The organism is Actinoplanes sp. NPDC051388 (genome assembly GCF_055586225.1).
Genome location: NZ_JBVJIP010000003.1, coordinates 656061 through 679659 on the forward strand (window position 1 = coordinate 656061; position 23599 = coordinate 679659).

General features: G+C 68.0%; 24 protein-coding genes, 1 tRNA gene, 1 other RNA gene and 1 pseudogene. 15 read left to right on the top strand and 12 right to left on the bottom strand.

Annotation, left to right across the window (positions count from 1 at the left end; genetic code table 11):
- Nucleotides 1-57 precede the first annotated feature (57 nt).
- The 7 genes from ftsE to ACZ6TI_RS11505 all read left to right on the top strand — a co-directional run bounded on the left by ftsE (nucleotide 58) and on the right by ACZ6TI_RS11505 (nucleotide 4962).
- Complete coding sequence (gene ftsE, locus ACZ6TI_RS11475; RefSeq protein ID WP_465344898.1) at nucleotides 58-738, top strand: cell division ATP-binding protein FtsE; 681 nt, start codon at nucleotides 58-60, stop codon at nucleotides 736-738.
- A 55-nt stretch (nucleotides 739-793) separates the two neighbouring features.
- Nucleotides 794-1669, top strand: a complete 876-nt coding sequence (gene ftsX, locus ACZ6TI_RS11480) for a permease-like cell division protein FtsX (protein WP_465344899.1) — start codon at nucleotides 794-796, stop codon at nucleotides 1667-1669.
- 140 nt (nucleotides 1670-1809) lie between these two features.
- Nucleotides 1810-3015, top strand: coding sequence for a peptidoglycan DD-metalloendopeptidase family protein (locus tag ACZ6TI_RS11485; protein WP_465344900.1), 1206 nt, complete (start codon nucleotides 1810-1812; stop codon nucleotides 3013-3015).
- 43 nt (nucleotides 3016-3058) lie between these two features.
- On the top strand, nucleotides 3059-3535 hold the full coding sequence (gene smpB, locus ACZ6TI_RS11490; protein WP_465344901.1) for an SsrA-binding protein SmpB: 477 nt from the start codon (nucleotides 3059-3061) through the stop codon (nucleotides 3533-3535).
- 18 nt (nucleotides 3536-3553) lie between these two features.
- The gene (locus tag ACZ6TI_RS11495) at nucleotides 3554-4150 is read left to right on the top strand and encodes a hypothetical protein (protein WP_465344902.1); all 597 of its coding nucleotides are present in this window, start codon (nucleotides 3554-3556) and stop codon (nucleotides 4148-4150) included.
- Between the two features lie 73 nt (nucleotides 4151-4223).
- Nucleotides 4224-4602, top strand: a transfer-messenger RNA (tmRNA) gene (gene ssrA / locus ACZ6TI_RS11500).
- A 105-nt stretch (nucleotides 4603-4707) separates the two neighbouring features.
- Nucleotides 4708-4962, top strand: coding sequence for a type II toxin-antitoxin system YoeB family toxin (locus ACZ6TI_RS11505; RefSeq protein WP_465344903.1), 255 nt, complete (start codon nucleotides 4708-4710; stop codon nucleotides 4960-4962).
- Here ACZ6TI_RS11505 and ACZ6TI_RS11510 read toward each other — a convergent pair.
- From ACZ6TI_RS11510 to ACZ6TI_RS11520, 3 genes are all read right to left on the bottom strand, one after another.
- Entirely contained in the window at nucleotides 4910-5323 is a 414-nt protein-coding gene (locus tag ACZ6TI_RS11510) for a hypothetical protein (RefSeq protein WP_465344904.1), read from the bottom strand. The two genes, ACZ6TI_RS11505 and ACZ6TI_RS11510, sit on opposite strands and share 53 nt — an antisense overlap.
- A 159-nt stretch (nucleotides 5324-5482) precedes the next feature.
- On the bottom strand, nucleotides 5483-5857 hold the full coding sequence (locus tag ACZ6TI_RS11515) for a hypothetical protein (protein ID WP_465344905.1): 375 nt from the start codon (nucleotides 5855-5857) through the stop codon (nucleotides 5483-5485).
- A gap of 114 nt (nucleotides 5858-5971) precedes the next feature.
- Nucleotides 5972-6472 carry a hypothetical protein gene (locus ACZ6TI_RS11520; RefSeq protein ID WP_465344906.1) on the bottom strand — a complete coding sequence of 167 codons (501 nt, stop codon included), beginning with the start codon at nucleotides 6470-6472 and terminating at the stop codon, nucleotides 5972-5974.
- Between the two features lie 127 nt (nucleotides 6473-6599).
- On the opposite strand from ACZ6TI_RS11520, the gene ACZ6TI_RS11525 reads away from it, so the two are divergent.
- Complete coding sequence (locus ACZ6TI_RS11525) at nucleotides 6600-7424, top strand: alpha/beta fold hydrolase (RefSeq protein WP_465344907.1); 825 nt, start codon at nucleotides 6600-6602, stop codon at nucleotides 7422-7424.
- Between the two features lie 28 nt (nucleotides 7425-7452).
- On the opposite strand, the gene ACZ6TI_RS11530 is transcribed toward ACZ6TI_RS11525, so the two are convergent.
- The gene (locus ACZ6TI_RS11530; protein WP_465344908.1) at nucleotides 7453-8259 is read right to left on the bottom strand and encodes an S-methyl-5'-thioadenosine phosphorylase; all 807 of its coding nucleotides are present in this window, start codon (nucleotides 8257-8259) and stop codon (nucleotides 7453-7455) included.
- Nucleotides 8260-8429: 170 nt separating this feature from the next.
- On the opposite strand from ACZ6TI_RS11530, the gene ACZ6TI_RS11535 reads away from it, so the two are divergent.
- Nucleotides 8430-8987, top strand: coding sequence for a YqgE/AlgH family protein (locus tag ACZ6TI_RS11535; protein ID WP_465344909.1), 558 nt, complete (start codon nucleotides 8430-8432; stop codon nucleotides 8985-8987).
- A 79-nt stretch (nucleotides 8988-9066) separates the two neighbouring features.
- Nucleotides 9067-9139: transfer RNA gene (locus ACZ6TI_RS11540), tRNA-Ala, on the top strand.
- A gap of 63 nt (nucleotides 9140-9202) precedes the next feature.
- Here ACZ6TI_RS11540 and ACZ6TI_RS11545 read toward each other — a convergent pair.
- The 3 genes from ACZ6TI_RS11545 to ACZ6TI_RS11555 form a co-directional block, all read right to left on the bottom strand.
- The gene (locus ACZ6TI_RS11545) at nucleotides 9203-9352 is read right to left on the bottom strand and encodes a hypothetical protein (protein WP_465344910.1); all 150 of its coding nucleotides are present in this window, start codon (nucleotides 9350-9352) and stop codon (nucleotides 9203-9205) included.
- Nucleotides 9353-9853: 501 nt separating this feature from the next.
- Nucleotides 9854-10300 carry an STAS domain-containing protein gene (locus ACZ6TI_RS11550; protein ID WP_465344911.1) on the bottom strand — a complete coding sequence of 149 codons (447 nt, stop codon included), beginning with the start codon at nucleotides 10298-10300 and terminating at the stop codon, nucleotides 9854-9856.
- 348 nt (nucleotides 10301-10648) lie between these two features.
- Nucleotides 10649-11200 carry an ATP-binding protein gene (locus ACZ6TI_RS11555; RefSeq protein WP_465344912.1) on the bottom strand — a complete coding sequence of 184 codons (552 nt, stop codon included), beginning with the start codon at nucleotides 11198-11200 and terminating at the stop codon, nucleotides 10649-10651.
- Here ACZ6TI_RS11555 and ACZ6TI_RS11560 point away from each other — a divergent pair.
- Complete coding sequence (locus ACZ6TI_RS11560) at nucleotides 11130-11951, top strand: hypothetical protein (RefSeq protein WP_465345004.1); 822 nt, start codon at nucleotides 11130-11132, stop codon at nucleotides 11949-11951. The two genes, ACZ6TI_RS11555 and ACZ6TI_RS11560, sit on opposite strands and share 71 nt — an antisense overlap.
- A 382-nt stretch (nucleotides 11952-12333) precedes the next feature.
- On the opposite strand, the pseudogene ACZ6TI_RS11565 reads toward ACZ6TI_RS11560, so the two are convergent.
- The 4 genes and pseudogenes from ACZ6TI_RS11565 to ACZ6TI_RS11580 all read right to left on the bottom strand — a co-directional run.
- Nucleotides 12334-12448, bottom strand: a pseudogene (locus ACZ6TI_RS11565) (DJ-1/PfpI family protein); the annotation flags it as partial.
- A 58-nt stretch (nucleotides 12449-12506) separates the two neighbouring features.
- Nucleotides 12507-13235, bottom strand: coding sequence for a DJ-1/PfpI family protein (locus ACZ6TI_RS11570; protein ID WP_465344913.1), 729 nt, complete (start codon nucleotides 13233-13235; stop codon nucleotides 12507-12509).
- Nucleotides 13236-13555: 320 nt separating this feature from the next.
- Nucleotides 13556-14983 carry a DUF6351 family protein gene (locus tag ACZ6TI_RS11575; RefSeq protein WP_465344914.1) on the bottom strand — a complete coding sequence of 476 codons (1428 nt, stop codon included), beginning with the start codon at nucleotides 14981-14983 and terminating at the stop codon, nucleotides 13556-13558.
- A 104-nt stretch (nucleotides 14984-15087) separates the two neighbouring features.
- A complete protein-coding gene (locus ACZ6TI_RS11580) occupies nucleotides 15088-16461 on the bottom strand; it encodes an MmgE/PrpD family protein (RefSeq protein WP_465344915.1) in 1374 nt (457 codons plus the stop codon).
- A gap of 232 nt (nucleotides 16462-16693) precedes the next feature.
- On the opposite strand from ACZ6TI_RS11580, the gene ACZ6TI_RS11585 reads away from it, so the two are divergent.
- The 4 genes from ACZ6TI_RS11585 (at nucleotide 16694) to ACZ6TI_RS11600 (ending at nucleotide 22331) form a co-directional block, all read left to right on the top strand.
- Nucleotides 16694-17914 (top strand): MFS transporter, encoded by a 1221-nt coding sequence (locus ACZ6TI_RS11585; RefSeq protein WP_465344916.1) that lies wholly within the window; start codon nucleotides 16694-16696, stop codon nucleotides 17912-17914.
- A 49-nt stretch (nucleotides 17915-17963) separates the two neighbouring features.
- Complete coding sequence (locus ACZ6TI_RS11590) at nucleotides 17964-19586, top strand: hydantoinase B/oxoprolinase family protein (protein WP_465344917.1); 1623 nt, start codon at nucleotides 17964-17966, stop codon at nucleotides 19584-19586.
- Nucleotides 19583-21679, top strand: coding sequence for a hydantoinase/oxoprolinase family protein (locus tag ACZ6TI_RS11595; RefSeq protein WP_465344918.1), 2097 nt, complete (start codon nucleotides 19583-19585; stop codon nucleotides 21677-21679). Before ACZ6TI_RS11590 ends, ACZ6TI_RS11595 begins: the two co-directional genes overlap by 4 nt.
- Nucleotides 21680-21887: 208 nt before the next feature.
- On the top strand, nucleotides 21888-22331 hold the full coding sequence (locus ACZ6TI_RS11600; protein WP_465344919.1) for a hypothetical protein: 444 nt from the start codon (nucleotides 21888-21890) through the stop codon (nucleotides 22329-22331).
- 388 nt (nucleotides 22332-22719) lie between these two features.
- On the opposite strand, the gene ACZ6TI_RS11605 is transcribed toward ACZ6TI_RS11600, so the two are convergent.
- Nucleotides 22720-23508, bottom strand: coding sequence for a metallophosphoesterase family protein (locus ACZ6TI_RS11605; protein ID WP_465345002.1), 789 nt, complete (start codon nucleotides 23506-23508; stop codon nucleotides 22720-22722).
- Nucleotides 23509-23599 lie beyond the last annotated feature (91 nt).

Consider the following 23599-nt stretch of genomic DNA (forward strand, 5'->3'; position numbering starts at 1 on the left):
ACATGATGCGGACCAGCCGACTTGGCGTTTCCGTTACACCGCGTAGACTCCACTCCCGTGATTCAGCTCGAGAACGTGACGAAGACGTATCCGAAGGCGTCTCGGCCGTCGTTGGACGATGTCAACGTCGGTATCGAGAAGGGTGAGTTCGTCTTCTTCATCGGCCCCTCCGGTTCCGGCAAGTCGACCATCATCAAGCTCCTGCTGCATGAGGTCGCCCCGAGTCGCGGCACCGTGACGGTCAACGCGAAGGACGTCACCTCCCTGCGGTCCTGGAAGATCCCGCACTTCCGCCGCTCGATCGGCTGCGTCTTCCAGGACTTCCGGCTGCTGCCGAACCGGACGGCGTACGAGAACGTGGCTTTCGCCCTCGAAGTGATCGGCAAGACCAAGGCCGTGGCGCGCCGGGTCGTCCCCGAGGTGCTCGAGCTGGTCGGCCTGGGTGGCAAGGAGCACCGCTACCCGCACGAGCTCTCCGGCGGTGAGCAGCAGCGTGTCGCGGTGGCCCGGGCGTTCGTCAACCGGCCGCTGATCCTGCTGGCCGACGAGCCCACCGGAAACCTCGACCCGGACACCTCCATCGAGATCATGCGGCTGCTGGACCGGATCAACCGCACCGGCACGACGGTCGTGATGGTCACCCACGACTCCAACATCGTGAACCAGATGCGTCGCCGGGTCATCGAGATCGAGAGCGGGCGAATCGTCCGCGACCAGGCGCGCGGCGTCTACGGCTGACAGTCCCCGTCCCCTGATCTTCAGCTAGACGCGAGGTCCCGGAAGGAACCCCCCGATGCGTTTGAAATACGTCCTCAACGAGGTCCTGGTCGGTCTGTGGCGCAACGTCACCATGACCATCGCCATGATCATCACCATGTCGGTCTCGTTGACGATGCTGGGCGCGAGCATCCTGCTCTACATGCAGGTCGACCGGATGAAGGACTTCTACTACGGCGAGATCGAGGTCTCGATCTTCCTCCGGGAGGACGTCACCGAGGCGCAGCGCACCGCCATCAACCAGGCGATCGACGCGAACCCGCTGACCGAGTCGCAGACGTACGAGTCGCGGGCCCAGGCGTTCGAGAAGTTCAAGGTGCTCTGGCGTGACTCGCCCGACTTCATCAAGTCGGTCGGCCCGGACAGCCTGCCCGAGTCGTTCCGGGTCAAGCTGAAGGACCCGGAGAAGTACGCCACCTTCAACGAGCAGATGCAGGGGCTGCAGGGCATCCAGGACATCGTCGACCAGCGCGAGTTGCTCAAGAAAGTCTTCGACATCTTCAACTCGGTCCAGGTGATGGCCCTCGTGGTGGCTGGGGTGATGGCCTTGGCCGCGTTGCTGCTGGTTGGCAACACCATCCAGGTCGCGGCCTATAGCAAACGCCGAGAAGTGGCGGTGATGAAGCTCGTCGGAGCCTCGAACTGGTTCATCCAGGCGCCGTTCGTGCTCGAGGCGGTGGTGGCCGGCCTGATCGGCTCGACACTGGGCTTCATCTTCCTGTTCGTCAGCAAGGTGGTGCTGCTCGACGGCCGATTGCAGGCGCTGACGAACGTGCTGACCCCGATCCCGAACAGCAACGTGTGGCTGATGCTGCCCCTCCTTGCCGGCGTGGGCTCACTGGTCAGCGCGATCACCGCGTGGATCACCCTGCGCTTCTACCTGCGCGTCTAGCTGCGGTAACAGCCTTCCCAATAGCCGCATCCCGGGCCGGGACGCGGCTATTGGGCGTTTTACGTCATTGGGGCGGATAGCCGGAGTACGGTGCGGATGTGGGGTCCAGACGACATAGCCGGGTTTCCTGCCTGTTGATCGTGACCTGTGCCGCCGTGCTCTCGCTCTTCGGGCCGGCCCCGGCAGCCGCCGATCCCCAGGACGACGCGAAGCGTGCCGCGCGCGCCGTGGACAAGGCCGAAGCGGTCCTCGAGGACGCCACCGAGGTCGCCCGTGGCGCCGCCCGCAGGCTCGAAGCCGCCACCGCCGCGCTGCCCGCCGCCCGCCAGAAGGTGGCCACCGCGCGCGGCCTCGTCGCCGCCGCCCGGGTCGAGGCGAACACCGCCCGCCGCAAGGCCGACGCCGCCCGCGCCTCCTGGGAGAAGACCGCCGGCCAGTTCGAGAAGGTCCAGGACCAGGTCGCCCAGGCCCGTGACCGGGTCGACGAGATCGCCTCGGCCAGCTACATGGGCGGCAACATCGCCGCGATCAACGTGCTGGTCGGCGCCACCGGGCCGCAGGACATCATGGACCGGATGGGCCTGGTCGACCAGGTCATGCAGAAGCAGCAGGAGAGTGTCGACGAGGTCGTGGCGGCCCGGCGGGCCGCGCGTACCCAACAGGACCGGGCCGGGCTCGCCAAGCGTGCCGCCGAGGCCGCCGAGCGGGAGGCCACCGACAAGCTGGCCATCGCCCGCGACGCCGAGGAGGCGGCCAAGGACGCCCAGCTCGCGGTGATCACGCTGGCCAACAGCCGGGCCGCGGCGCTGCGGGTCGCCAGCACCCAGCGGGCCACGGTGCTGGCCAGATATCGCGCCGCGCAGGACGAGGAGCAGCGCGTGGTGGCGGCTCTGCAGGCCTGGGAGACCAAGCAGGGCGGCAGCGGCTCCTACCGCGGCACCTATCGGGGCGGAATGCTGCTGATGCCGGTGCACGGATGGAAGTCCAGCGACTTCGGCGCGCGTTTCGACCCGTACTACCGCGTCTGGCAGCTGCACGCCGGCGTCGACATCGCGGCCGGCGGCGGCTCACCGATCCACGCGGCGGCCGACGGGCGGGTGATCCGGGCCGGCTGGAGCGGTGGCTACGGCAACTACACGTGCATCAGCCACGGCGACAGGTTCTCCACCTGCTACGGACACCAATCCAAGATCGGCGTGTACGTGGGCGAGTTCGTGCGCCGCGGCGAGGTGATCGGGCGGGTCGGGTCCACCGGCGCGTCCACCGGCGCCCATCTGCATTTCGAGACGCGCATCAACGGCGTACCGAAGAATCCCTTGAAATATCTCCCTTCCTGCCTCTGTTAGGTTTGGGTCTTCAACCCCGTCCTCTTCAGGAGATGAGTCAGGCATGCCGCGCGAACAGGGGCGCAAGGTCGTGGCCTCCAACCGCAAGGCGCGGCACGACTACACCATCATCGACACCTACGAGGCCGGCATGATGCTCACCGGCACCGAGGTGAAGTCGCTGCGGGCCGGGCGGGCGTCGCTGGTCGACGCGTTCGGCCACGAGAACAACGGCGAGATCTTCCTGCACGGGATGCACATCCCGGAGTACACGCAGGGCACCTGGACCAATCACGAACCGCGCCGGGTGCGCAAGCTGCTGCTCAACCGCGAGGAGATCCACAAACTGCAGGGCAAGCTGCGCGACGACGGCGTCACCCTGGTGCCACTCTCGGTCTATTTCAACAATGGGTACGCGAAGGTCGAGCTCGGCCTGGCCAAGGGCAAGAAGAGCTACGACAAGCGGCAGGACCTGGCCGCCCGTGACGCGCAGCGGGAGATCGCGAAAGCCGTGGGCCGCCGTAGCAAAGGCATGGAGTGATCACTAAGGTCTGACGCCATGGCGTTCCTGTCGCGGCATCGAAATGTGCTGGTCGTCGCGTTGGTGGTGGTCTGCATCGGTGTCTCCGGCGTGGTCGCGCGGCTCACCGCCGCGCCCGACCCGGGTCCGGCTTTGATGGTGATGCCGGCGCTCGCCACCCCGGCGTCGTCCCCGTCGCCGTCGCCGTCTCTCTCCGCCTCACCCTCCGCGTCCCCGTCCCTGTCCCGCACGCCGGTGACCCGCCGGACGCCGTCCCGCAAGCCCTCGGCGGCCTCGTCGAAATCGCCGGCGGCTGCGCCGGACCTCGCGGCCCGGATGTTCGCCTCGGCCGGGCGGCGCGGCTCGGTGCGCGGTGTGGTCGTGGTGGCAAATCAGGGTACGAGCACAGCGCCGTGGACCGTCGTGCTCGTGGCGCCCGGCGTGCGCGTCACCTCGGTGGGCGGCGCCGAGTTCGCGGTCTCCGGTGACACGGTGACCTTCAGCGGACCGTCGCTGTCGCCGGACGAAACAGTCACCTTCCGCTTCTCCGGCGCGGTGCGCGGCCAGATGGGCCCGATCACCTGCCGCGTCGGCTCGCGGACGTGCGAGGTCAGCACGCGAGGGATACCGGGATGATCCTTCCCCGGTGACGCGTTAAGCTAAGGGGTCCGCGCAGTGCGGGCATCGTCCGCGCGAGCGGGCACAACGAGGGGGTGACTGGTTTCGACTTCGTCCGTGGAGACAGGGGAAGCGAGCCGAGGAAGCCGACGTCGTCTCGAGAATCGGTCGTCGGAAAACAATAAGCGCCAAGCAGGATAGCGCTGACTCTTACGCTCTCGCCGCCTGAGGCAAGTAGCGGAGTCTGGTGGTCTGGGAGTACCTCCGGCCCAGTAACCGCCATCAGCTAGGAGGTTGGCCGATCGGACCCGGTCGCGGGGTCCGTTAGGCGAGATTAATCAGCGACTGGGCCCGTCACACCAACTTGCTCATGTGATTGGTGGGGCCGAGTAGAGGCATAGTGAGCTGCGCTCGGAGAAGCCCTGACAAAACAACGAAGGACCCGGGTTCGATTCCCGGCACCTCCACGCTGCTAGTTCCGGGGGCGACCCCCGGAGGCCCCACGTTACGGTGGCCGCTCCCTTTGGGGGCGGTCACCGTTTTTTGGTGGTTGAGGTTGTCATGCGTGGCCCAGCTTGGGGGGTGGGCCGTGCCTGGAGACCTGGGGATCTGCGCGACCGGGGCAGGGGATCGGCAGGCCCGAGCGTCTGATCGAGAACCTCGCCGGTTATTGGTCCCGGCGGATGACCGACGAGCATCATCTCGTCTTCACCATCCGCGCGACGAACTGTGGCGCCGACCATCGAGGGCAGGCGCCACAGTTCTGCGTGGGGCCGACTAAGGCCGGCCTCGCCGGTGGCGGTCGATCGGCTGCCCATCGGTGCCGTTGAAGAAGCGCCACCCGTTCGTCTCTGGATGTTGCCGGGCGGGATTCAGGCTTCGTACGACCTCGACTGCGGCGTTGCTCGGGCTCGGAAAAGTCTTGATCAGGTCGGCCTTAGGCGCATCGGTGATGCGGAGGCGTTCAGTTTCCAGATTCAGGAAGCCGGACACCCTATTTCGGCGATAGACCACATGGACCGCGATCTCGTCCGTGCCGGTCGTCGGAGTGGACGTGAGTGGGGTGGCCTGTTTCGGTTGAACAGTTGATGCCGCCACCAGCCGATCGACGGCAACCGCCACGCTGACGCCCGCGATCTTTGCAGCGAACGTGATCTTCTCGAACGCGTCATCGCTGATCTCTACTGTCATCAAGCTTCCTCCAGGGATTGGTGCCCTGACTCCGATCCGCCCGGCGCCGGGCGCGTCGGTTCGGACATGCAAATCTTCGGTCTCACAAACTATCTATAGATAGATTTTGGTTGTCAAGTGCAGGGCCCGTCGGCCGGGGTGAGCTGCCGGTGTCGGGGCTTAGGTCCTTTTCAGGTGGGTGTTGATTCTGGTTGCGGCGTCGCCGGTTAGGTAGGCGACGGAGCGGCCTTGGGGGGTTCGCAGGCGCAGCCAGGGGATCGTGCGCTCGTCTGCTGTCGGGCTTTCCTTGCTTTGTTGGATCTTCGCTTGGGGGACCAGCGCCGACCAGAGGAAAGTGTCGATGGTGCCGGGGCGGTGGCGCACCAGGCCGCGGTCGTAGCAGTAGAGGGTGTAGGCGGCGGTGTTGGGCGGCGCCAGGCGATTGTTGCGGTGGTGATCGCCAGCAGCATGAGCGTTGTGCCGGCGGGCAGGTGCCAGGGCAGGGCGGCCAGGCCGAGGAAGAAGAGTGGGGCGGAGATTCGCAGCGTCACCCACGGGCCTGGGTCGTGCTCGTTGACCGTCTGCTCGGCGCCTCGGCAATCGCCGAGGCCGGCTGCCGCGTCACGCACCGGGTCGGGGACGCTCATCGGTCCATCGTGGACCTCGAGGTCAATGAGCGGCCGTGTCGCGGGCGCCGTCGATCGCCTTGCAGATCGTGGTCAGCTGGTCGAGGAACCGGGGCAGCCGGGTCGAATCCAGCCAGGCCGTCGTGGCGGTCAGGTGCCGGCCGGTCACGGTCAAGGCGTCGATCGTCGAGCTGCTCAACGCCTGGAAGGCGGCCGGGGGAAGCCGGTCGATGCCGTTGTGGCGTTTCGCGAAGACCCGACGTCTGAGCTCGGACCTCGGCTGGTCGGTGGCGAGCGTGACGCGGCAGATGGTGACCGCTTCCTCGTCCACTTCGCGCCAGTCGAGGACGATCTCGTAGCCCTCATGCTCGCCGTGCAGGCTGCACTCGCTGCCCGGGCCCGGCACGTCGCTCAATGTGAAGCCGGCGGTGGCTGCCCAGGCATCGAGGGCGCTGTTCCGGCGGTCCGCTGCTCGGCGGACCCAGGCGTGGAACACGATGGCCAGCACGGCGGTCCCCAGGACCGAGATGAGCAGATTCCCCACGGTCTGCCTCCTGACAGATGCATGCTGTTACGCATTCTATGGCCGGGCTCTCACGTCGAATCCCTCGCGCGCGATGTCGGCACAGGCCTACGGTCGGAGACGAGTCCAAGATTTCTGGAGGCGCGGCATGGGAACGATCACCACCAAGGACGGCACGGAGATCTTCTTCAAGGACTGGGGTTCGGGGCAGCCGATCGTGTTCAGCCATGGGTGGCCGCTGTCGGCCGACGACTGGGACACCCAGATGCTGTTCTTCCTGCAGCACGGTTATCGGGTGATCGCGCACGATCGGCGCGGGCATGGGCGGTCCACGCAGACCTCTGACGGCCACGACATGGATCACTACGCCGACGACCTGGCCGAGCTGACCGCCCACCTCGACCTGCGCGACGCGGTGCACGTCGGGCACTCCACCGGCGGCGGCGAGGTGGCGCACTACATCGGCCGGCACGGCGAGAGCCGAGTCGCCAAGGCGGTGCTGATCAGCGCCGTGCCGCCGATCATGGTGCAGACCGAGGCCAACCCCGGCGGCCTGCCCAAGAGCGTCTTCGACGGGCTTCAGGCCCAGCTCGCGGCCAACCGCTCCGAGTTCTATCGCGCGCTGCCGTCCGGGCCGTTCTACGGCTTCAACCGCGACGGCGTGGAGTCCTCCGAGGCGATCATCGAGAACTGGTGGCGCCAGGGCATGATGGGCGGCGCGAAGGCGCACTACGACGGCATCGTCGCCTTCTCACAGACCGACTTCACCGAGGACCTCAAGTCGATCACCGTCCCGGTGCTGGTCATGCACGGCGACGACGACCAGATCGTGCCCTTTGCGGACTCCGCTCCGCTCTCCGCGAAACTGGTTCGGAACGGCACGCTGAAGACCTATGCCGGTTTCCCGCACGGCATGCCCACCACCCAGGCCGACACCATCAACGCCGACCTGCTGGCCTTCATCCGGTCCTGACCGCGCTGACGACCGCGGCGTGACCGCTCTAGGGCAGGTCGATCGGCAGCTTGATGCCGTCCAGGGCGTGTTGGCACGGGCACGTGCGCTCGGTGGGCAGCCGAGTCACCGCGTCCAGCAAGACCTCCCGCAGCCGGGCGGTGTTGTCCGCGAACACCTTGAAGACCTCGTCCTGGGTCACGCCGTGGTCGCCCTCGACGCCCGCGTCCAGGTCGGTGACCAGGGCGATCGCCGTGTAGCAGAGGGCCAGCTCGCGGGCCAGCACGGCCTCCGGGTGGCCGGTCATGTTCACGATCGAACCGCCGATCGCGGTGAACCAGCGCGACTCGGCCCTGGTCGAGAACCGCGGGCCCTCGATCACCACCATCGTGCCGCCGTCCACCGCGTGCACCGGCGCCGCCGCGGCGAGCACTGCCTCCCGCCCGCTCGGGCAGTACGGGTCCGCGAACGACACGTGCACGGCGCCCTGCTCGTAGTACGTCTGCGCGCGCCCACTCGTACGGTCGATCAGTTGATCTGGCACCACAAAGGTCCCCGGACCGAGGTCGGGCCGCAGGCCACCGACCGCGCACGGCGCGACGATCTGGCGCACGCCGAGCGACCGCAGCGCCCACAGATTCGCCCGATAGGGGATCCGGTGCGGCGGGAAACGGTGGTCCCGGCCATGTCGCGGCAGGAACGCCACCCGGCGCCCACCCACCTCGGCGATCGTGATGCGGTCCGACGGCGCACCGTAGGGCGTGGACACGTCGACTTCGTGAGCATCCTCGAGCAGTGCGTAAAGGCCGGATCCGCCGATCACACCGATCTCTGCCGCTGCGGGTGGATGGTTCATGCGCAGACCTTATCGGTGGCCGGAACCGCAAGCTATGGTGCGATGCATGGCGTTGCTCGCTCTCCCATCGCACGGTGTCGTGCACATGGCGGCTCGGGCGTGGCTGTCGGCCACGGGTGCTTCCCGGAGGCATCGTGTATAGCGAGGGCGCACGGATCGGAGGGCGGTCGATGGAGTCGATGACCGGCCAGCTGTTGGTCGCGACTCCGACCCTCAAGGACCCCAACTTCGACCGTACGGTGGTCCTGCTCGTCGCGCACGAGACCGGCGGCGCCCTCGGCGTCGTGCTCAACCGGGCGACCGAGGTCCCGGTGTCCGACGTGCTGGGCAACTGGGGTGAGCTGGCCGGCGACCCGGCGGTGCTCTTCGAGGGCGGCCCGGTCCAGCCGGAGTCCGCGATCTGCCTGGCCCGCACCCGCCCCGAGATCAAGAAGAGAGTCTCCGGCTTCCACCAGGTGGCCGGCGCCCTCGGCACGGTCGACCTGTCCGCGGACCCCGACCGCCTTCGCGACAGCGTGTCCGGAATAAGGGTCTTCGCGGGGTACTCGGGCTGGTCCCCGGGCCAGCTGGAAGACGAGATCTCGTCCGGTTCGTGGTTCGTCTTCGACGCCCTGCCCGGCGACCCGTTCGTCACCCGTCCGGACGACCTGTGGGCCATGGTCCTGCGCCGCCAGGGCGACATCCTGGCCGCGGTGGCCCACTTCCCCCCGGACGTGTCGCTGAACTGACCGGAGCCCCCTCCCACGGTCGCGGTGGGCGGGTGTGTACTATTCCGTAGGTGCCTGGGGCGACCCAAGGCGCTTGCAAGGGGCTGTGGCGCAGCTGGTAGCGCACCACACTGGCAGTGTGGGGGTCAGGGGTTCGAGTCCCCTCAGCTCCACCCTATGTGGCAGTACGCGAACCGTACTGCTGGCGGGTAGTTGATCAAGGGCTGGCTCTAGGGTCAGCCCTTGGCCGTTGCCGGCGGGGGAATGCGGAAGCGTGGGATGACGCTGTCGTCGGCTTGTATCTCGATGTCTTCGATGAGGGCTTCGAACAGGGCCTCCTTGGCTTTGTGGCCGCCCGTGCTCGACGTGCCGCCGGCGTTCTTCACACAGCCGATCGCTGAGACTCACGAGGGCTTCTTCCGATCGTTACGCCGCGCCGCGATCGCCGACCGGCGACGAGCTCGAGCGATCGCCCACGTGGCGCACGACTTGGCCGAGCACGCGTCACGTGCCGGTCGGGAACATCCCACATCTCCCGATAAGCGGGCTCAGGCCGATCAGCAATGTCGTCGACGTCCTCGAACAACACGGCATCGTCGTGATCCGCCTGCCGCTCGGCATGCGGACGTCGATGCATTCTCGTTGCCACTCCGAGACCATCCGGTCGTGGTCCGCTTCAGCGCGCGGCTGGAGACGAGTAAAGCCCCTACCTCTCGGAGCTCCGAAAAACCACGCCGCCTCCTCGACTTCCTCGAACATCCGGCGGGCCGGAAAGCCCGGAAGCGACTACCGGTAGGCGTCATCAAAGGAATCGCTGCTGCGGCCTGAACCGAGTTTCGGTCTCGCCCTACGGCGTTGAGAGTGTGCTAGGACTGACTGTTCCGGCCTCAGCACCCCCCAGCCGGAGCAGGCCGCGGGCACAACGCCTTCTGTGGCGGCGTGTAACCCAGGAACACAGGAATGTGGCATAGCCGTAGCACTACGTCGAGGCATGATGCCGCTGCTGTGATACGAGTTTGGTACCCCATTTCGGCGGCGGTCTCGGCCACCGCGTGGACGGCGCGCCATCCGGCGAGGTCACAGAAGTCGAGACAGGAGAAATCCAGTTCCACGCCGCCGCCGTATTGGCCATCGATGAGGCCACAGATCTGCCGGTAGAAGGTGGACGCGGTGCCGAAGTCGAGATCCCCGGTCACCGTGACGGTAAGAATGCCGGAGGGGTGCCAGGTGTCGGAAATGGTGATCAGTGTGGCCGTGTCCACGGGGGAGGCGGACGCGGCAATGGTGCGGCCCGCTTCGCGAATTTGGTACGCGCCGTCGGAGTCTGGGGGCATGGTTCCGCCTTGGCTGCTCGTCGCATGCCAGGGTCCGGGGCAGCGGTTCGTGAAACGAAACCGCGCCTTGCATTCTAGGGTGGTCGAGGCCTTACCCGGCATTGATGTGTCGGCGTACGGCGACCGGATGACAGGATGTTCCGGTTTTGCTGTCCGGTCACCGGCGATCGAGCGCGACCGGGACCGAGAGCCGTGGCCAGGCGATACCGAGATCATTTCCTCTCCCGGTGCGGTGTGCTGTGGTGCTGTGGTGTTGTGCGGGTCATGATCAGGGGATCGTGTGATTCACCCTCGAGAGTGGTGTTGCCCCGGTTGTCTGACAGCCGGGGCGACAAGGCTCAGAATGGCTCAGATCCGGCATTGTGCTGATGACGAGTCGATGGTGAGGCGGTAGCCGAGCAGCAGACGGGTGCCGGTGGCGTCGGTGGTCACCTTGCAACTGGTGCAGGCCCGCCTGATGAGCCACAACCCATGCTGGTCGAGCCGGCTGGTGCCGGGTGAACGGGGCGGTAGGTAGGTATCGGGAATACCGGGACCGTGGTCGGTGATTTCGCACCACAGATGGTCGGCGTGCCGCCAGAGCAACAGTTGACCGTGGCCGCCGCCGTGGCGGGCGACGTTCGTCATCGCTTCGTACACGGCCAGCATGAATAGGTACAGGTCGTCACCGGCCAGGTCTCGGCTGGCGCAGACAACCCGTACCCGAACCGCTTCGGTGAGATGCCTCGCGGCTCGCCCGGCCGTTGATCCTGGGCCGCGTCCTCGTCGGTGCGTTTCTGGTCCGACGCGTACGGCGGGCTTCATAACATCGGGATGCGACGATGAGGGTGTGACAAGGCTCGCTTTGGCCGGCGTGGTGACAGCGTGGGCTGGTGCGGTGTTCGTGGTGCTTGTGCCCATCTGGTTCCTGGTCCGCTTCGTGGATCGCCGCGCGGCCCGCCACTTTCCCGAAGTGACCGTGGACCCCTACCATGCGATCGCCGCGGCGAAGTCGCCCTCGGACGGCGACATCTACGCGACTGCGGCGGCCGCGCTCCTGGTCGCCGGACTGATCACCGTCAGCTCCGAAGGCCTGGTGGCGGTGACGGAACGCGGCAATGACCCCGCCTACGAACCGCAGCATCCCATCGAGGCGGCCCTGTTGGAATGCTTCCGCAGCTCCCGGGCGCCGGTTGCCCTCTCGAAGATCCAGGTGGCTGACGAAGTGCACCAGCGGCGCGACGCCTTCCTGAAGTCGGAGTACAGAAGAATGCCCCGCTGGGCTCGCCGTCAGGTCGACGCCCTGGCATGGATTGCAGCCCTGACCGTGCTGGCGCTCTCGTTGTTCTACGCCATCCAGATGACGTACCTCGGTGCACTGCGCCCGGGCAACGTGGGCGAGTTCCTTCTGCTGATCGTGCCGTTCGTGGTCCTCTGGCTGTTGATCATCGTTCCACTCGGGTGGTTCGTCATCAAGGTCTGGCCGGAGCGCCGGGATCTGTTCAAGGAGTACTGCGCGGCGCAGCCTCCGCATCCGGCCTACAAGGCGCTCAGCGGCGAGCGTCGGAAACGGCTGAACGCCAGCCGGGTCTACCGAACGCCGGTGGAGCTGGAGGAGGCGGCTCAGCGGCAGCGCGAGGCCCACTGGGAAACCGGGACGGACACCTTCTAGTCGTGATAGGGATCAACCAAAGGTCCTCAGGCGGCGTGCCACTGCCAATGGTTCCTATGCCAGATCGAGTGCGCTTTCGCCGGCTAGTGAGTGAGTCGACGATCCACCCCGTGAAACTGCAGGTCAGGGTCGGCGGTACGAGCCGGAACTGGTGAGCCGCGGCGCGGGTGCACACGACTCCGACGAGCCCGCAGTCCGGGACACCCCGGTGATTGTCCAGTGACGCAACGGCGCGGGGCTCCAGATCTCGCGTCGGTTCTCGCCGCCACGCCGACGCTGCGGGACGGGCTGGTGCGGAGGACACGTTGAAAATGGGGGCCGTCCTTGGTGAACAGGCATGCCGCGTCCACCTCGACCGCCGGATGTTGCCGGCCGAGGTCGGCCGCGGCCCACCAGTGCGTGGTGGCGCGGCGTCCGTCGAGCAGCCCGGCCTGGGCGAGGACAAAGGCGCCGGTGCAGATCGACACGGTACGGGCGCCCCGGGCGCTCGCCGCGCGGCCACACCGGGTACCACCCACGACGCCGTCCAAGGCGAGGACGGCGACGATGTGCGGCTCATCGGCCATGGGTGCTCCACACGGTGCCTCGAGGCTCGAACTCGAGAACCTCGGCGATCATGACAGCGAGGTCGGGGCCGAACTCGCGATCGAGCACGTGCAGGGCGAGGTCGATGCCGGAGGTGCTGCCGGCGGACGAGATCAGATCACCGTCGTCGACCACTCGTGCGTTCTTCACCACCGCGCCGCTCTCCGCGAGCTGGTCCCGTACCGTGTGATGGGTGTTGCAAGGCCGTCCCCTGGTGAGGCCTGCGGCCGCCAGGAGCAGGGCGCCTGTGCAGACCGAGCCGATCACCAGGTGACGGCGGGCGGCCGCCGAGATCGCGCGGGGCAGGTGCCCCTGCTTGATCTCGTGCGCCACGCCGGGCTGGTCCGGTCCGGTCGGTCCCCCGCCGGGTACGAGGAGCAGATCGGCGTCGCGCGGTGACCATCCGTTCTGCACGACGATCTTGGTGCCGCCGAGCGCGCTGACGGTCCGGGGGACGGTGCTGGTGACGTACCGGACGGCGACGGCTCCTCCGGTGGCGAAGCCGGCGATCGTGAAGGCCTCGTTCGGGCCGATGAAGTCCTGTTCGGCCACGCCGTCGAAGAGCACCATCTGGACGCGGAACGGGCGGGTCGGCGACCAGCCTCCGGACCGGGCCGCGGCCGGCGCAGCCATGGTGGTCGCGGCGATCGTTCCGGTGCCGGCTGCCGCGGCTGTACGGAATAGGGTTCGGCGTTGCACGGCTTTTCTCCTGACGTCGACGGCGATGGATCAGAGTTCCCCGTGCGCGCCGGTCACAGGAAAGCAGCCGGCGAGCCAATCGGCGTCCGTTTCCCGCCACACCGCCGGGAAGTTTCCGCCGTGTCATCAGTCGCCGTTGCGGCACGTGAAGTTCCCAGGAATCCGCTTCCGCTCCGTCCAACGGCGATCGGCACCGGTAGGTCCGTGAACGCGCGCCTCATCGACGGCGATCAATGTCTCCCTCAAGCCCGGGCCGAGACAGATCGTCGGTCGCGTGTCGCGCGGCCGCCACTCTGTGAAGGGATCCCTGCTCCGGCCGATCAGGGAGCGATTCCCACGCCGTCGATCCGGCTCCACCGGCGCTCCTGCGCTGCGGTCATCGCGGGCCAGCGGATGTTGCCGTCCCGGGGCCGGATCTTCGAGGCGAACGGCGAGGGATTGAACGAGGGGTCGTAGAAGCATCCGCTTTCGTAGGTGCGGTCGAAGGCGGTGCACGACTTTGCGATCGAGTGCGGGGTCGGCTTGCGGCCGGAGCGCACCCACGTGTCGAGCGCGGAGATGGAGTTGGCGTACTCGGCGTTGCTCAGCTCACCGTGCTCCGCCTCGGTCGTGAACGTCTGCACGAGAAGTCTGCTCTGGCCCGCATGTCGGACGGTCGCCCGGTAGGCCGCCTCGTGTTCGACGAAGACCGACGGGTCGCCGATGGCGTGCATCGTCAGTACCGGCAGGGAGATCTCGCCGGTGAGGTCGCTGTCGTAGGAGAGATCGCGGCGCGCGGTGGCGTCGGCGGAGAACCGTTCCACCCCGGCGTTGAGTGCCTTGTCGTCGTGTGAACCGGTGTACCGCACACCCCGGTTGCTGAAGGGATTGCGGCCGGCCAACCGCTTCGACGCGATGTCCTGGAACAAGAAGGAGGCGTACAGCATGTTCGTCTCCAGCGTGCGCTGGGGGATGCGCGTGACGGCGAGAATGTCGTCGAGGTTGCGCTGTTGCGTCTCGGTCCGCTCGGCGGGGTTGGAGGCGATGCCGGTGCACTCCTGTACGCGCGTGAGGACGTCCTCCGGTGTCAGATCGGAGTCCGCGGGCAGGCCCTGCCACAAGGGGTACTGCGGCTCCGACGGGCGGGGCAGGTTCTGGCAGTAGTACTGGTAGACCACGCGCAGGTCCACGCGGTGGTCGTAGCCGCGCGAGCCGCCGGCCAGCAGACCGTTGGTGAGCAGCACTCCGTCGTACGCACCGGGTTGCTTGCCGTAAGTCTCGGTGACCTTGGCGGCGACGTTGCCACCGAACGACTGGCCATGGAGGTAGGTGTGGGCGGGCCGGCCGAAGCGGCCGACGAACAGACGGCGAACGTTCTCGACGTCGGCAGCGGCCGCTCTGACCCCGTAGCCGCCGCGTCGGTACGACGAGCCGGCCCAGGCGTAGCCCTCGTTGACCATCACCGCCCACTCCTTCAGATCCGCGGTGGTGGAGGCCGGATCGATGGCGAGCTCCGGCCCGCCGTGGGCGAAAACGACGAGGGCGCGGTTCCAGCGCTTCGGGACGGCCATCGTGTAATAGGCGCCGTTGGCGTCCTGGCCGGTGTAACACGTGGCCGCGGCCAGTTCCGGCGGGCAGGTGGCGGTCGTGGGACCCGCTGCGCCCGCGACGACGGTGGCAGCCGTCGGTTGCGGCGTACTTGAATACGCCGCGGTGGCGGTCGCAAGCGTGCCGACGAGCGCGATGGTGGCCATCGCAGCGGCGATCATCCGGCGACGTAGTCGGAAGTCAGGTCTCGGTCCATCTGTGGCGGTCATGCAAGCGCTCCATCGTGGGATCGAACATCGGATCGTTTGAGGTCGCCGGAAGCGGGTCAGAGGGGTCGCTCCAGTGCGCGGAAGAGCTCACCGTAGTGAGGCTGCTTCTCGAGGGTGGCGACGAAGTTCAAGGCGATGTCCTGCGCCCGGCCGGGAATGTGCGGTTCGGCCATGCGCCGGAACTTCCGCTCGAAATCGGCGTCCCTCATCGGGGATTCCACCGATCCCGGGCCGGTGATGACCTGTTCGGTGATGCGTTGCCCGGACCGGAGCACCACGGTGACGCGATTGGCGAGATGACGGGGAAAGAGTGCCGTCAGGTCCGCGTCCTCCTCGACCCTCGTCCTGCCCATCAAGGCCAGCGCCCGCGGGTCACCGATCTTCTCGGGGGAGTAGGTACTGAGGTCGATGTCACCATCGATCAGTGCGCGTGCGACGTTGTACGGAAGGCTGTGGTCGGCAGTCTCGCGTGTGGACGGACGCCATTTCTCCGCGTCCGCGAGGACGCGGCGGTTGAACTCCGACGTCGCGATCACGATGCTCTCGATGTCGTCGATGTGCGGGATGCCGGACCGCAAGCTGATCGACGCCCACACGGCGGTGTGCAGCTCTCCGTTCGTGGGAAACGTCTTGGTCAAGGACCTGGTGATCGCGAAGTCGCGGTTCTGAGGGTTGCCGAACGCCTCGACGTCGAGGTCGAAGGGACCGGAGACCTGCGCGAAGAAGCCCGCGTCACCCTCGAAGATCGGAGCGGGGCCGGTCATGCCGCAGGCTGCGAGTTGCGCGGCGAATACAGCGTTTCGTGCGGCGTTGGCGGCCGAACATCCTTTCCAGTCGGAGAGCGCACCGGACCGCACCTGACGCATCGCGACGTGGCCGCTGAGGGAGAGGTTGATCGCATGCTCCGCCTGTGTCGGACTGAGCCTCAGCAGGCGTGCTGCAGCCGAGGCCACAGCGACGTTGACATAGTTCACATGGTCCCAGCCGCGCTCGTTGAGATTGGCGGCCTCTTGGAGGCGCATCTGCACCTCGTAGGCGACGACAACGGCCGCGATGAGCTCTGCTCCCGGCCGTGAGTGTGCTTCGGCCAACGCCAGACAGGCGGGGATGTTGTCGCTGGGATGCCCCGGCTCACGTGCCATGTAGCCGTCGTTGAAGTCAAGGAAACGCACCATCACACCATTCGCGAACGCCGCAAGATCGGGGGTCGTCCGCAGGCGGGTGCCGAGGATCGTCGATGCGGGGACGGGAACCGAAGCGGCAACCGCGATCGCGGCGTTGACAGGCGCTGCGTCGTACGCACCCAACGCGCAGGCCAATGTGTCGACGATCCGTTGCCGTACACACGCCACCACCTCCTCCGGCAGGTCGTCCGTCGGAAGACCAGTGGCATAGCGCGCGAGTCGTGTGGCGACGAGATCCCGATTCATTGCTCCTCCTGCTCGCGGTGGCGTGATGAAAGTGAGCGGGCCGTCGCGCCGCCGCGATGGCCCCAGACCGCAGAGTGCGTTTGCTGCAGGAATCAAGTTAACAGGCTCTTGACCATCCTGCTGTAGCAAAAGTAGCGTGACGTCTCACCAGCGGGAGACGAGGGGTGTTCGCATGGTCAAGCCACCGGGCACGCAAAGTCCCCGCACGGGACAGATCACGTTCTTTGTGGCAGTGGCGGTCTTCGCAGCCGAGTCGACGTGGAACTTCTACGACTCGCAGGTTCCGCCGCTTCTTCGGGAGCACATCGGTAGCGCCGCGGTCGTCGGTCTGCTCATGGGGATGGACAACCTGCTCGGCATCTTCATCCAGCCGTGGATGGGCAACCGGTCGGACAACACGCGCACGTCGTGGGGACGGCGCATCCCCTACCTCGTCGTCGGCATGCCGGTGTCGGCGCTGCTCTTCCTGGCCGTTCCCTTCGCCGCGTCGTCGCTGGTGCTGCTGATCGCGGTCATCTTCGCCTTCTCCCTGGTGGCGAACTCCTTCAAACCGGTCGCCGAGGCACTGCTCCCCGACTTCATCCCGCCCGACCGCCGGAGCAGGGCCAACGCGGCGTTGCGGGTCGCCGCGAGCCTGACTGCGATCGTTGCGGCCGTGATCAGCATCTTCCTGATCGACGATCATCCGAGACTGGCCTTCGCGATTCCGTCGATTCTGGTGCTGGTGGCCGTGGCCGTGCTGGCCGCGAAGGTCCGGGACAGCCGATCGTCGGCCTATCTCGCGGCCGTCGAGGAGGACCGCGTGCGGTTCGGCTCCCCAGGGCCCCGTGTGCAGGTGCGGGTCCGGGACATCGTGCTCGACATCGTGCGCGACACCGACCGCAGCCGGTTGCTCATCATGGTGTCCGTTCTCGCCTTCAGCGGCGCGTGGGCCGGCGTGCGCGCGCTCGCCACGCCTTACGGGATGGAGGTGCTGGGTCTGTCGCGCGGCGATGCGGGCGGTCTGGTCCTGCCGAGCGGGATAGCTTTCCTGCTCGCGGCCTATCCGTCGGCGATACTTGCCGAGCGTTTCGGCCGGGTGCGTGTGATCATCGCAGGCCTGGTGCTCTTCGCCACGGGAACGGTGATCGGCACCCTCGCTCCGTCCCTCGCCGGCACGATCACGGCCTTCTGCCTGGTGGCCGCGGGAGGCTCCGCGTTCATGGTCAACTCGATGGTCGTCCTCTGGAACCTTGCGCCCTCCGTTCATGTGCACGGGGCGTACACCGGTCTCTTCACCGTCGCGTTCGTGGGCGGTGGGTTCCTCGGGCCGGCGCTGGTCGGTGGCATGGTCGACGTGGCCGGTTGGCGCTCGATGCTGATCGACGCCGGGATCGTCGTGGTCGTCGCCGTGCTGGCGGCCGTACGGCTCGATGCTCTGCAACGACGATCGTCCACCGCTCAGACGATGTGACCCGGCTCGTATGCCCCGTGACGGCCGACGTCCGGAGAAGGGAAGCAGCGTGACCAGACCGACGTCCGATCCCATCGGCCTCGAGGTGCGATGGGACCGCCTCGCGGCGGCGACGGACGAAGCCGCCGTGACGATGCTCCGTACGGCGTTCTCGACGATCATCCGCGAGTCCAACGACTACACGGTCGTTCTCATGAACCGCGCGGGTCGGACGATGGCCGAGTCGCGGGCCGGCATCCCCGCCTTCGCCGCGTTGATGAGCTCGCTGACGGGTCTCGTCCTCAGCCGGTTCCCCGCGGAGCAGTGGCGCGACGGTGATGCCGTCATCACGAACGATCCGTGGATCGCGACCGGCCACCTCCCCGACATCGCGATGATCACACCGATCTTCCATCGGGACCGCTTGGTGGGCTTTGCCGGCACTGCCGCGCACGTGCCCGACATCGGCGGCACGCCGACGCTCGGCATGACGGAGCTGTTCTCCGAGGGGCTGCTGATTCCACCGATCCACCTCTACCGCGCCGGCCGGGTCGAGGAGGGTGTCAAAGACATGCTGCTCGCCAACGTCCGTCTGGCCGATCAGGTGTGGGGGGACCTGGAGGCGCAAGCCGCGGCACACGCGGTGTGCCGCCGCCGCGCGCAGGAGTTCCTGGACGACTTCGACGAGGACGACTTCGAGCAGTTCGCCGCGGAGGTCCACGCCGCGTCCGAGACAGCGACTCGCGCCGCCATAGCCGCCCTGCCTGACGGTGTCTACCGTGCCGCGCTGGACGCCGACGGCGTCCCGGGACGCCCCACCCACCTCGAATGCGCGGTGGTCATCTCCGGCGAGGAGGCGCAGATCGACTACGCGGGCAGTTCGCCGCAGGTGCCGTTCGCCACGAACTCGACGCTAAATTACACGCGCGCGTACTCGATGTACCCGTTGAAGATCTTGCTCGATCCGGCGACCCGCACCAACTGGGGTTCTTATCAGGCGATCCGGGTGAGCGCTCCGGAAGGGACGATCGTCAACCCACGGTTCCCCGCGCCGGTGGTCGCCCGGCACCTCACCGGTCACCTGCTGTCCTGCCTGATCTACCGTGCGCTGGCGCCACTCCTCCCGGACAGGGTGATCGCCGACAGCGGCGGTGCGCCCGCGCTGCGGGTGCGCTTCTCCGGCGTGGACGACGAGGGCCGGCCGTACAGCTTGATGCTCTTCGCCAATGCCGGCATGGGCGCGTCGTCGGACTCGGACGGGCTTTCCGCCACGGCCTTCCCGACGAACTCCGGGGCGGGCAGCATCGAGGCGCTCGAGGTGACGTCACCGCTGCGCTTCGTCCGCAAGGAACTGCGTGCCGGCTCCGGCGGGCCGGGCCGCCGCCGAGGCGGCCTCGGTCAGGACATCGAGGTCTACAACCCGACCGGCCGGCCCGTTCAGATGGTGCTCCTCGGCGACCGGGAGAGTCACCCGGCTCTCGGTCTCGCCGGCGGCGAGCCGGGCGCGACCGCCCAGGCCGTCCTCGAATCGGGCGAACGAGTCCCGTTGAAGTCCATCACGCAGCTTCCGCCCGGCGGGCAGGTGGTGATCTCGTTCGCCGGCGGCGGCGGCTACGGCCCGCCGGGCGAACGCGAACCGGAGTTGGTCGCCGCCGACGCACTGGCGGGTTACGTCGCGGAGGGCCGGCGATGAGGAAGACGGCCCGGATCGGCATCGATGTCGGCGGCACCTTCACCGACCTGCTCCTGTACGACGAGGCCCGCGGTCTGACCCAGGCCGGAAAGCTGCCCACCACACCGCACGCACCGCACCAGGCGATCATCGAGGGCATCACCCGGCTCCTCGCCGAGTCCGCGACCGCCCCGGCCCAAGTGGGGACGATCATCCACGGCACCACACTGGTGACGAACACACTGCTCGAACGCACCGGTGCCACGGTGGGCCTGCTGACGACGGCGGGCTTTGCCGACGTCCTCGAGATGGCCCGCGAGACCCGCTTCGACACGGCAGACCTGCACGCCCGGCCGGCCGCGCCCCTGGTGCCCCGCCACCTCCGCCGGGGCGTCCACGGCCGGATCGATGCGGGCGGCGGTGAGATCGAGGAGTTGGACGATTCCGAGGTCGCCGGCGCCGTGGACGCGTTCCGGGCGCAGGGGGTGGACGCCCTGGCGGTCTGCCTGCTGCACGCCTACCGCAACCCGGCCCACGAACAGCGCGTACGGCACCTGGTCACGAGCGCGCACCCGGACCTGCCGGTGACCCTCTCGTCCGAGGTGTCACCGGTCATCGGCGAGTACGAGCGCACGAGCACCGCATGTCTCAACGCGTACGTGCAGCCGCTCATGGCCCGCTACCTCGACGACCTCCGTGCCGACCTGGTCAGGATGGGCATCGAGGCGACGCTCCGCATCATGCTCTCCAGCGGTGGCGTGACGACCGTGGAGGACGCGAAGGCGTTCCCGGTGCGCCTGCTGGAATCCGGCCCGGCCGCCGGCGCGATCGCCGCCGCTGCGATCGCACGCTCGCTGGGCGAGCACTACGTCCTCTCCTTCGACATGGGCGGCACCACCGCGAAGATCGCCGTGGTCCAGGATGGCCGGCCCCGGGTCCGGCACGACTTCGAGGCCGGGCGGGTGGACAAGTTCAAGCCCGGCTCGGGTCTGCCCGTACGGCTGACGGTCGTTGACATGATCGAGATCGGCGCCGGAGGCGGGTCCATCGCCGCACCCGACGCCCTCGGCCTGCTGAAGGTCGGCCCGCGCAGCGCCGGATCCGTGCCCGGACCCGTCGCCTACGGCCGCGGCGGCACCGATCCCACTGTCACCGACGCCGATCTGCTCCTGGGCTACCTCGACGCCGGCGCCTTCCTGGGCGGCGAGATGGCCCTCCGGACGACCGAGGTCGAGCACGCGGTCCGGACCCGGCTGGCGGAGCCGCTGCGGTTGAGCACACTGGACGCGGCGGGCGGCATCGTCGAGGTCGTCACCGGGAGCATGGCCGCCGCGGCCCGGATGCATTTGTCCGAGCAGGGCCGAGACCCCGCCGATTTCGCGCTTCTCGCATTCGGCGGTGCCGGGCCGGTGCACGCGTACGGGTTGGCCAAGGCTTTGAAGATCCGGCGCATCATCGTGCCGATGCGAGCCGGCGTGATGTCCGCGTACGGGGTTCTCGTCGCCGCGCCCATGGTCAACGAAGTTCGCAGCCTGCCGTCGCCACTGCCGGACGTCGACTGGCACCAGGTCACCCGGCTGTACGAGGACATGCGTGCCCGTGCCGCCGCGGTCCTTGCGTCAGCCGAACCAGAAGGCGTCCGTGCCCGCCGGACCGCAGACATGCGGTACCTGGGCCAAGGCTTCGAGATCGAGGTGCCGTTGCCCGACGGGCCGCTGGACAAGGGTTGTGCGCCGGCCATCGAGGAGGCGTTCACCCGAGCCTACCGAGCGACGTTCGGCCGCCCGCTGGGCGGGGCGATCGAGATCGTGAACTGGCGGCTGGCGCAGAGCACACCAAGCCGCGACGTACCCCTCGCCACCGAGCCGACCGAGGCGAAGGCCCGCAAGCGCGGCCGCGCCGTGCGGTTCCCGGGCCACGGACTCCTGGAGACCGCGATATACGACCGTTACGCGCTCCGGCCCGATACGACGATCATCGGGCCAGCCGTTTTCGAGGAACGCGAATCATCCGCTGCCTTCGGACCGGACTGCACGATCACCGTTGACGGCGCCCTGAACCTGATCGTCGCGATCGATGCCGGAGCCGGCCGGGCGCGTCAACGGGCACGGTGAACGCGTCGGCGCCCCTCGGCCGGCGTTCAGAGCACCACAAAGTCGTCTGACCGGATGGTGTCGGTGGCCGCAACCAGCTCGGAAGGCGGGGTTTCGATCTTTCGCGATCGCAGCCCGAGCCAGGCGTATTCCAAGTACCGCGCACTACGCACGTGGCCGTTGAAGTCGATTTCGGCGGGCGATCAACGGGCGGCGGGAGTTGTTGGCTGTGCAGGCGCTTTCTCTGATCGGCGGGCTGCGCCGGCACGTCACCAGTCCGGAATATCGGACGCTGGGGCATGCGCTCGGGCGAGCCGGCTATCCGGGAGAGGCCGGGGACGTTTGGCAGGATGCGGTGCGGACGGCTTCTGCGGAGGGGCGGACGCAGCTGATGTATGCGCGGCGGGGGCGTGCCTACTTTCTCTTTGAACAGGGTGATCTCGACGCGGCGCGGGTCGAGATGCGCGCGGTTGTCGACCTCATCGGCAGCGGTGGCGAGAAGGTCGTGGCCGAGCGGGTGCGGACGTTGAAGTATTGGGCGGTTGCCGAGCGATCGGCTGATCCGGATGGGCCACAGGCCGCGGCAATGATGGCGGAGGCTCGGGCGGCCGTCGACGATGTGGCTGAGGGGCCCGCGCGGGAGAGGCTTCGGGGACTGCTGGGAGGTCCGTGAGGACAGCGACCCAAGCGTCAGCGTTCACGACGTGGTTGGTGGTGGGTTAAGCCAGTGCGGCCGCTAACCGGGCCTCCGGTGGTCAGCCTTTGACGTAGGAGAGCGTCTCGGCGACAAGGCCGTCGCGTAGCCGGTACAGGTCGACTCCCCGGACCTGGCCGTCTGCCCAGTCGTACCGCCACTGGACGACCACGTTGCTGGGCGGCCGCGCGCTCCGCGCTGGTCTCCATCGCGCTCGGCGACCTCGACCGAGCAGCCACACTCGTCGCCCGGGCGGCCGGCGGCGCCCTCGCATATCTGCCCCGCCTGCACAAACTCGTCCCTCAGACCGCGTAGCGCCACCGGAGCCGATCACCGGCCGCTCCACGACCACCCGGAAGCAGCGACGTCAGGCCGCCGTGAAGACGATCGCCCGGGCGTCGACATTGATCAGGTGGCCGGCGCCCAGCCGGGAAACGGGTGCTTCCCAATGGACGTGGCCGCAGACTGTCAGGGCCGGCGGATCGCGTTCCAGCGCGGATCGGAGCACCGGGTTTCCGCGCTGGGCCGCAGTGGTGCCGGTCGGGCCCTCATGCAGCAGCAGGACGTCCGGCGGCGGGGTGGTCACCGTCTTCAGGGCGGCGACGAAGTCTTTCTCCGTCTTTCTCATCGGGCGGGCCGGGTCGCCGATGACGCCGCTGACGCCGGCCACGGTCAGGCCGCCGAAGTGCTGCCGGTCGCCATCCAGCAGGGTGCACAGCGAGGTGACCTGCTCGGCGGTCACCTCGTCGTGGTTGCCGGCCACGCCGAAGACCATCGGGCAGCCGGCGGCCGCGAAGGCCAGCCAGACCTCGGACACCGGACCGGAAGCGCCGCGGACGTCGGCTCCGGGAGCCGAGTAGAGGTCCCCGGCCAGCAGGATGCCGACCTGGTCCGGCGGTGGAAGCAGTCCGCTGTCGGCCCAGACGCCCAGGTAGTCGGCCACGGCGACGCCCAGCAAGCCGGGGCGTCCGCTGACCGGCGACGGCGCGATGCCCTGCAGGTCACCGGTCGCGATGATCGCGCCGCAACCGGCGGGCAGCGCGTCCACCCGCAGGTGTTCGACGGCCAACTGCACGCCCTCGGTGCCGCCACCCTGCCTGGCGGCCCGATAGGGGATCGTGACCAGCCGTTCGGCTGGGCCGCCGAGAAGGCGCATCACCGTCAGTCCACCTCTCGCCGGAGCTCGTGTGATCGATATTGCCCTGATCTCAGTGCGTCTGGTGCGGGCCACCCCGTCGTGGATGTCT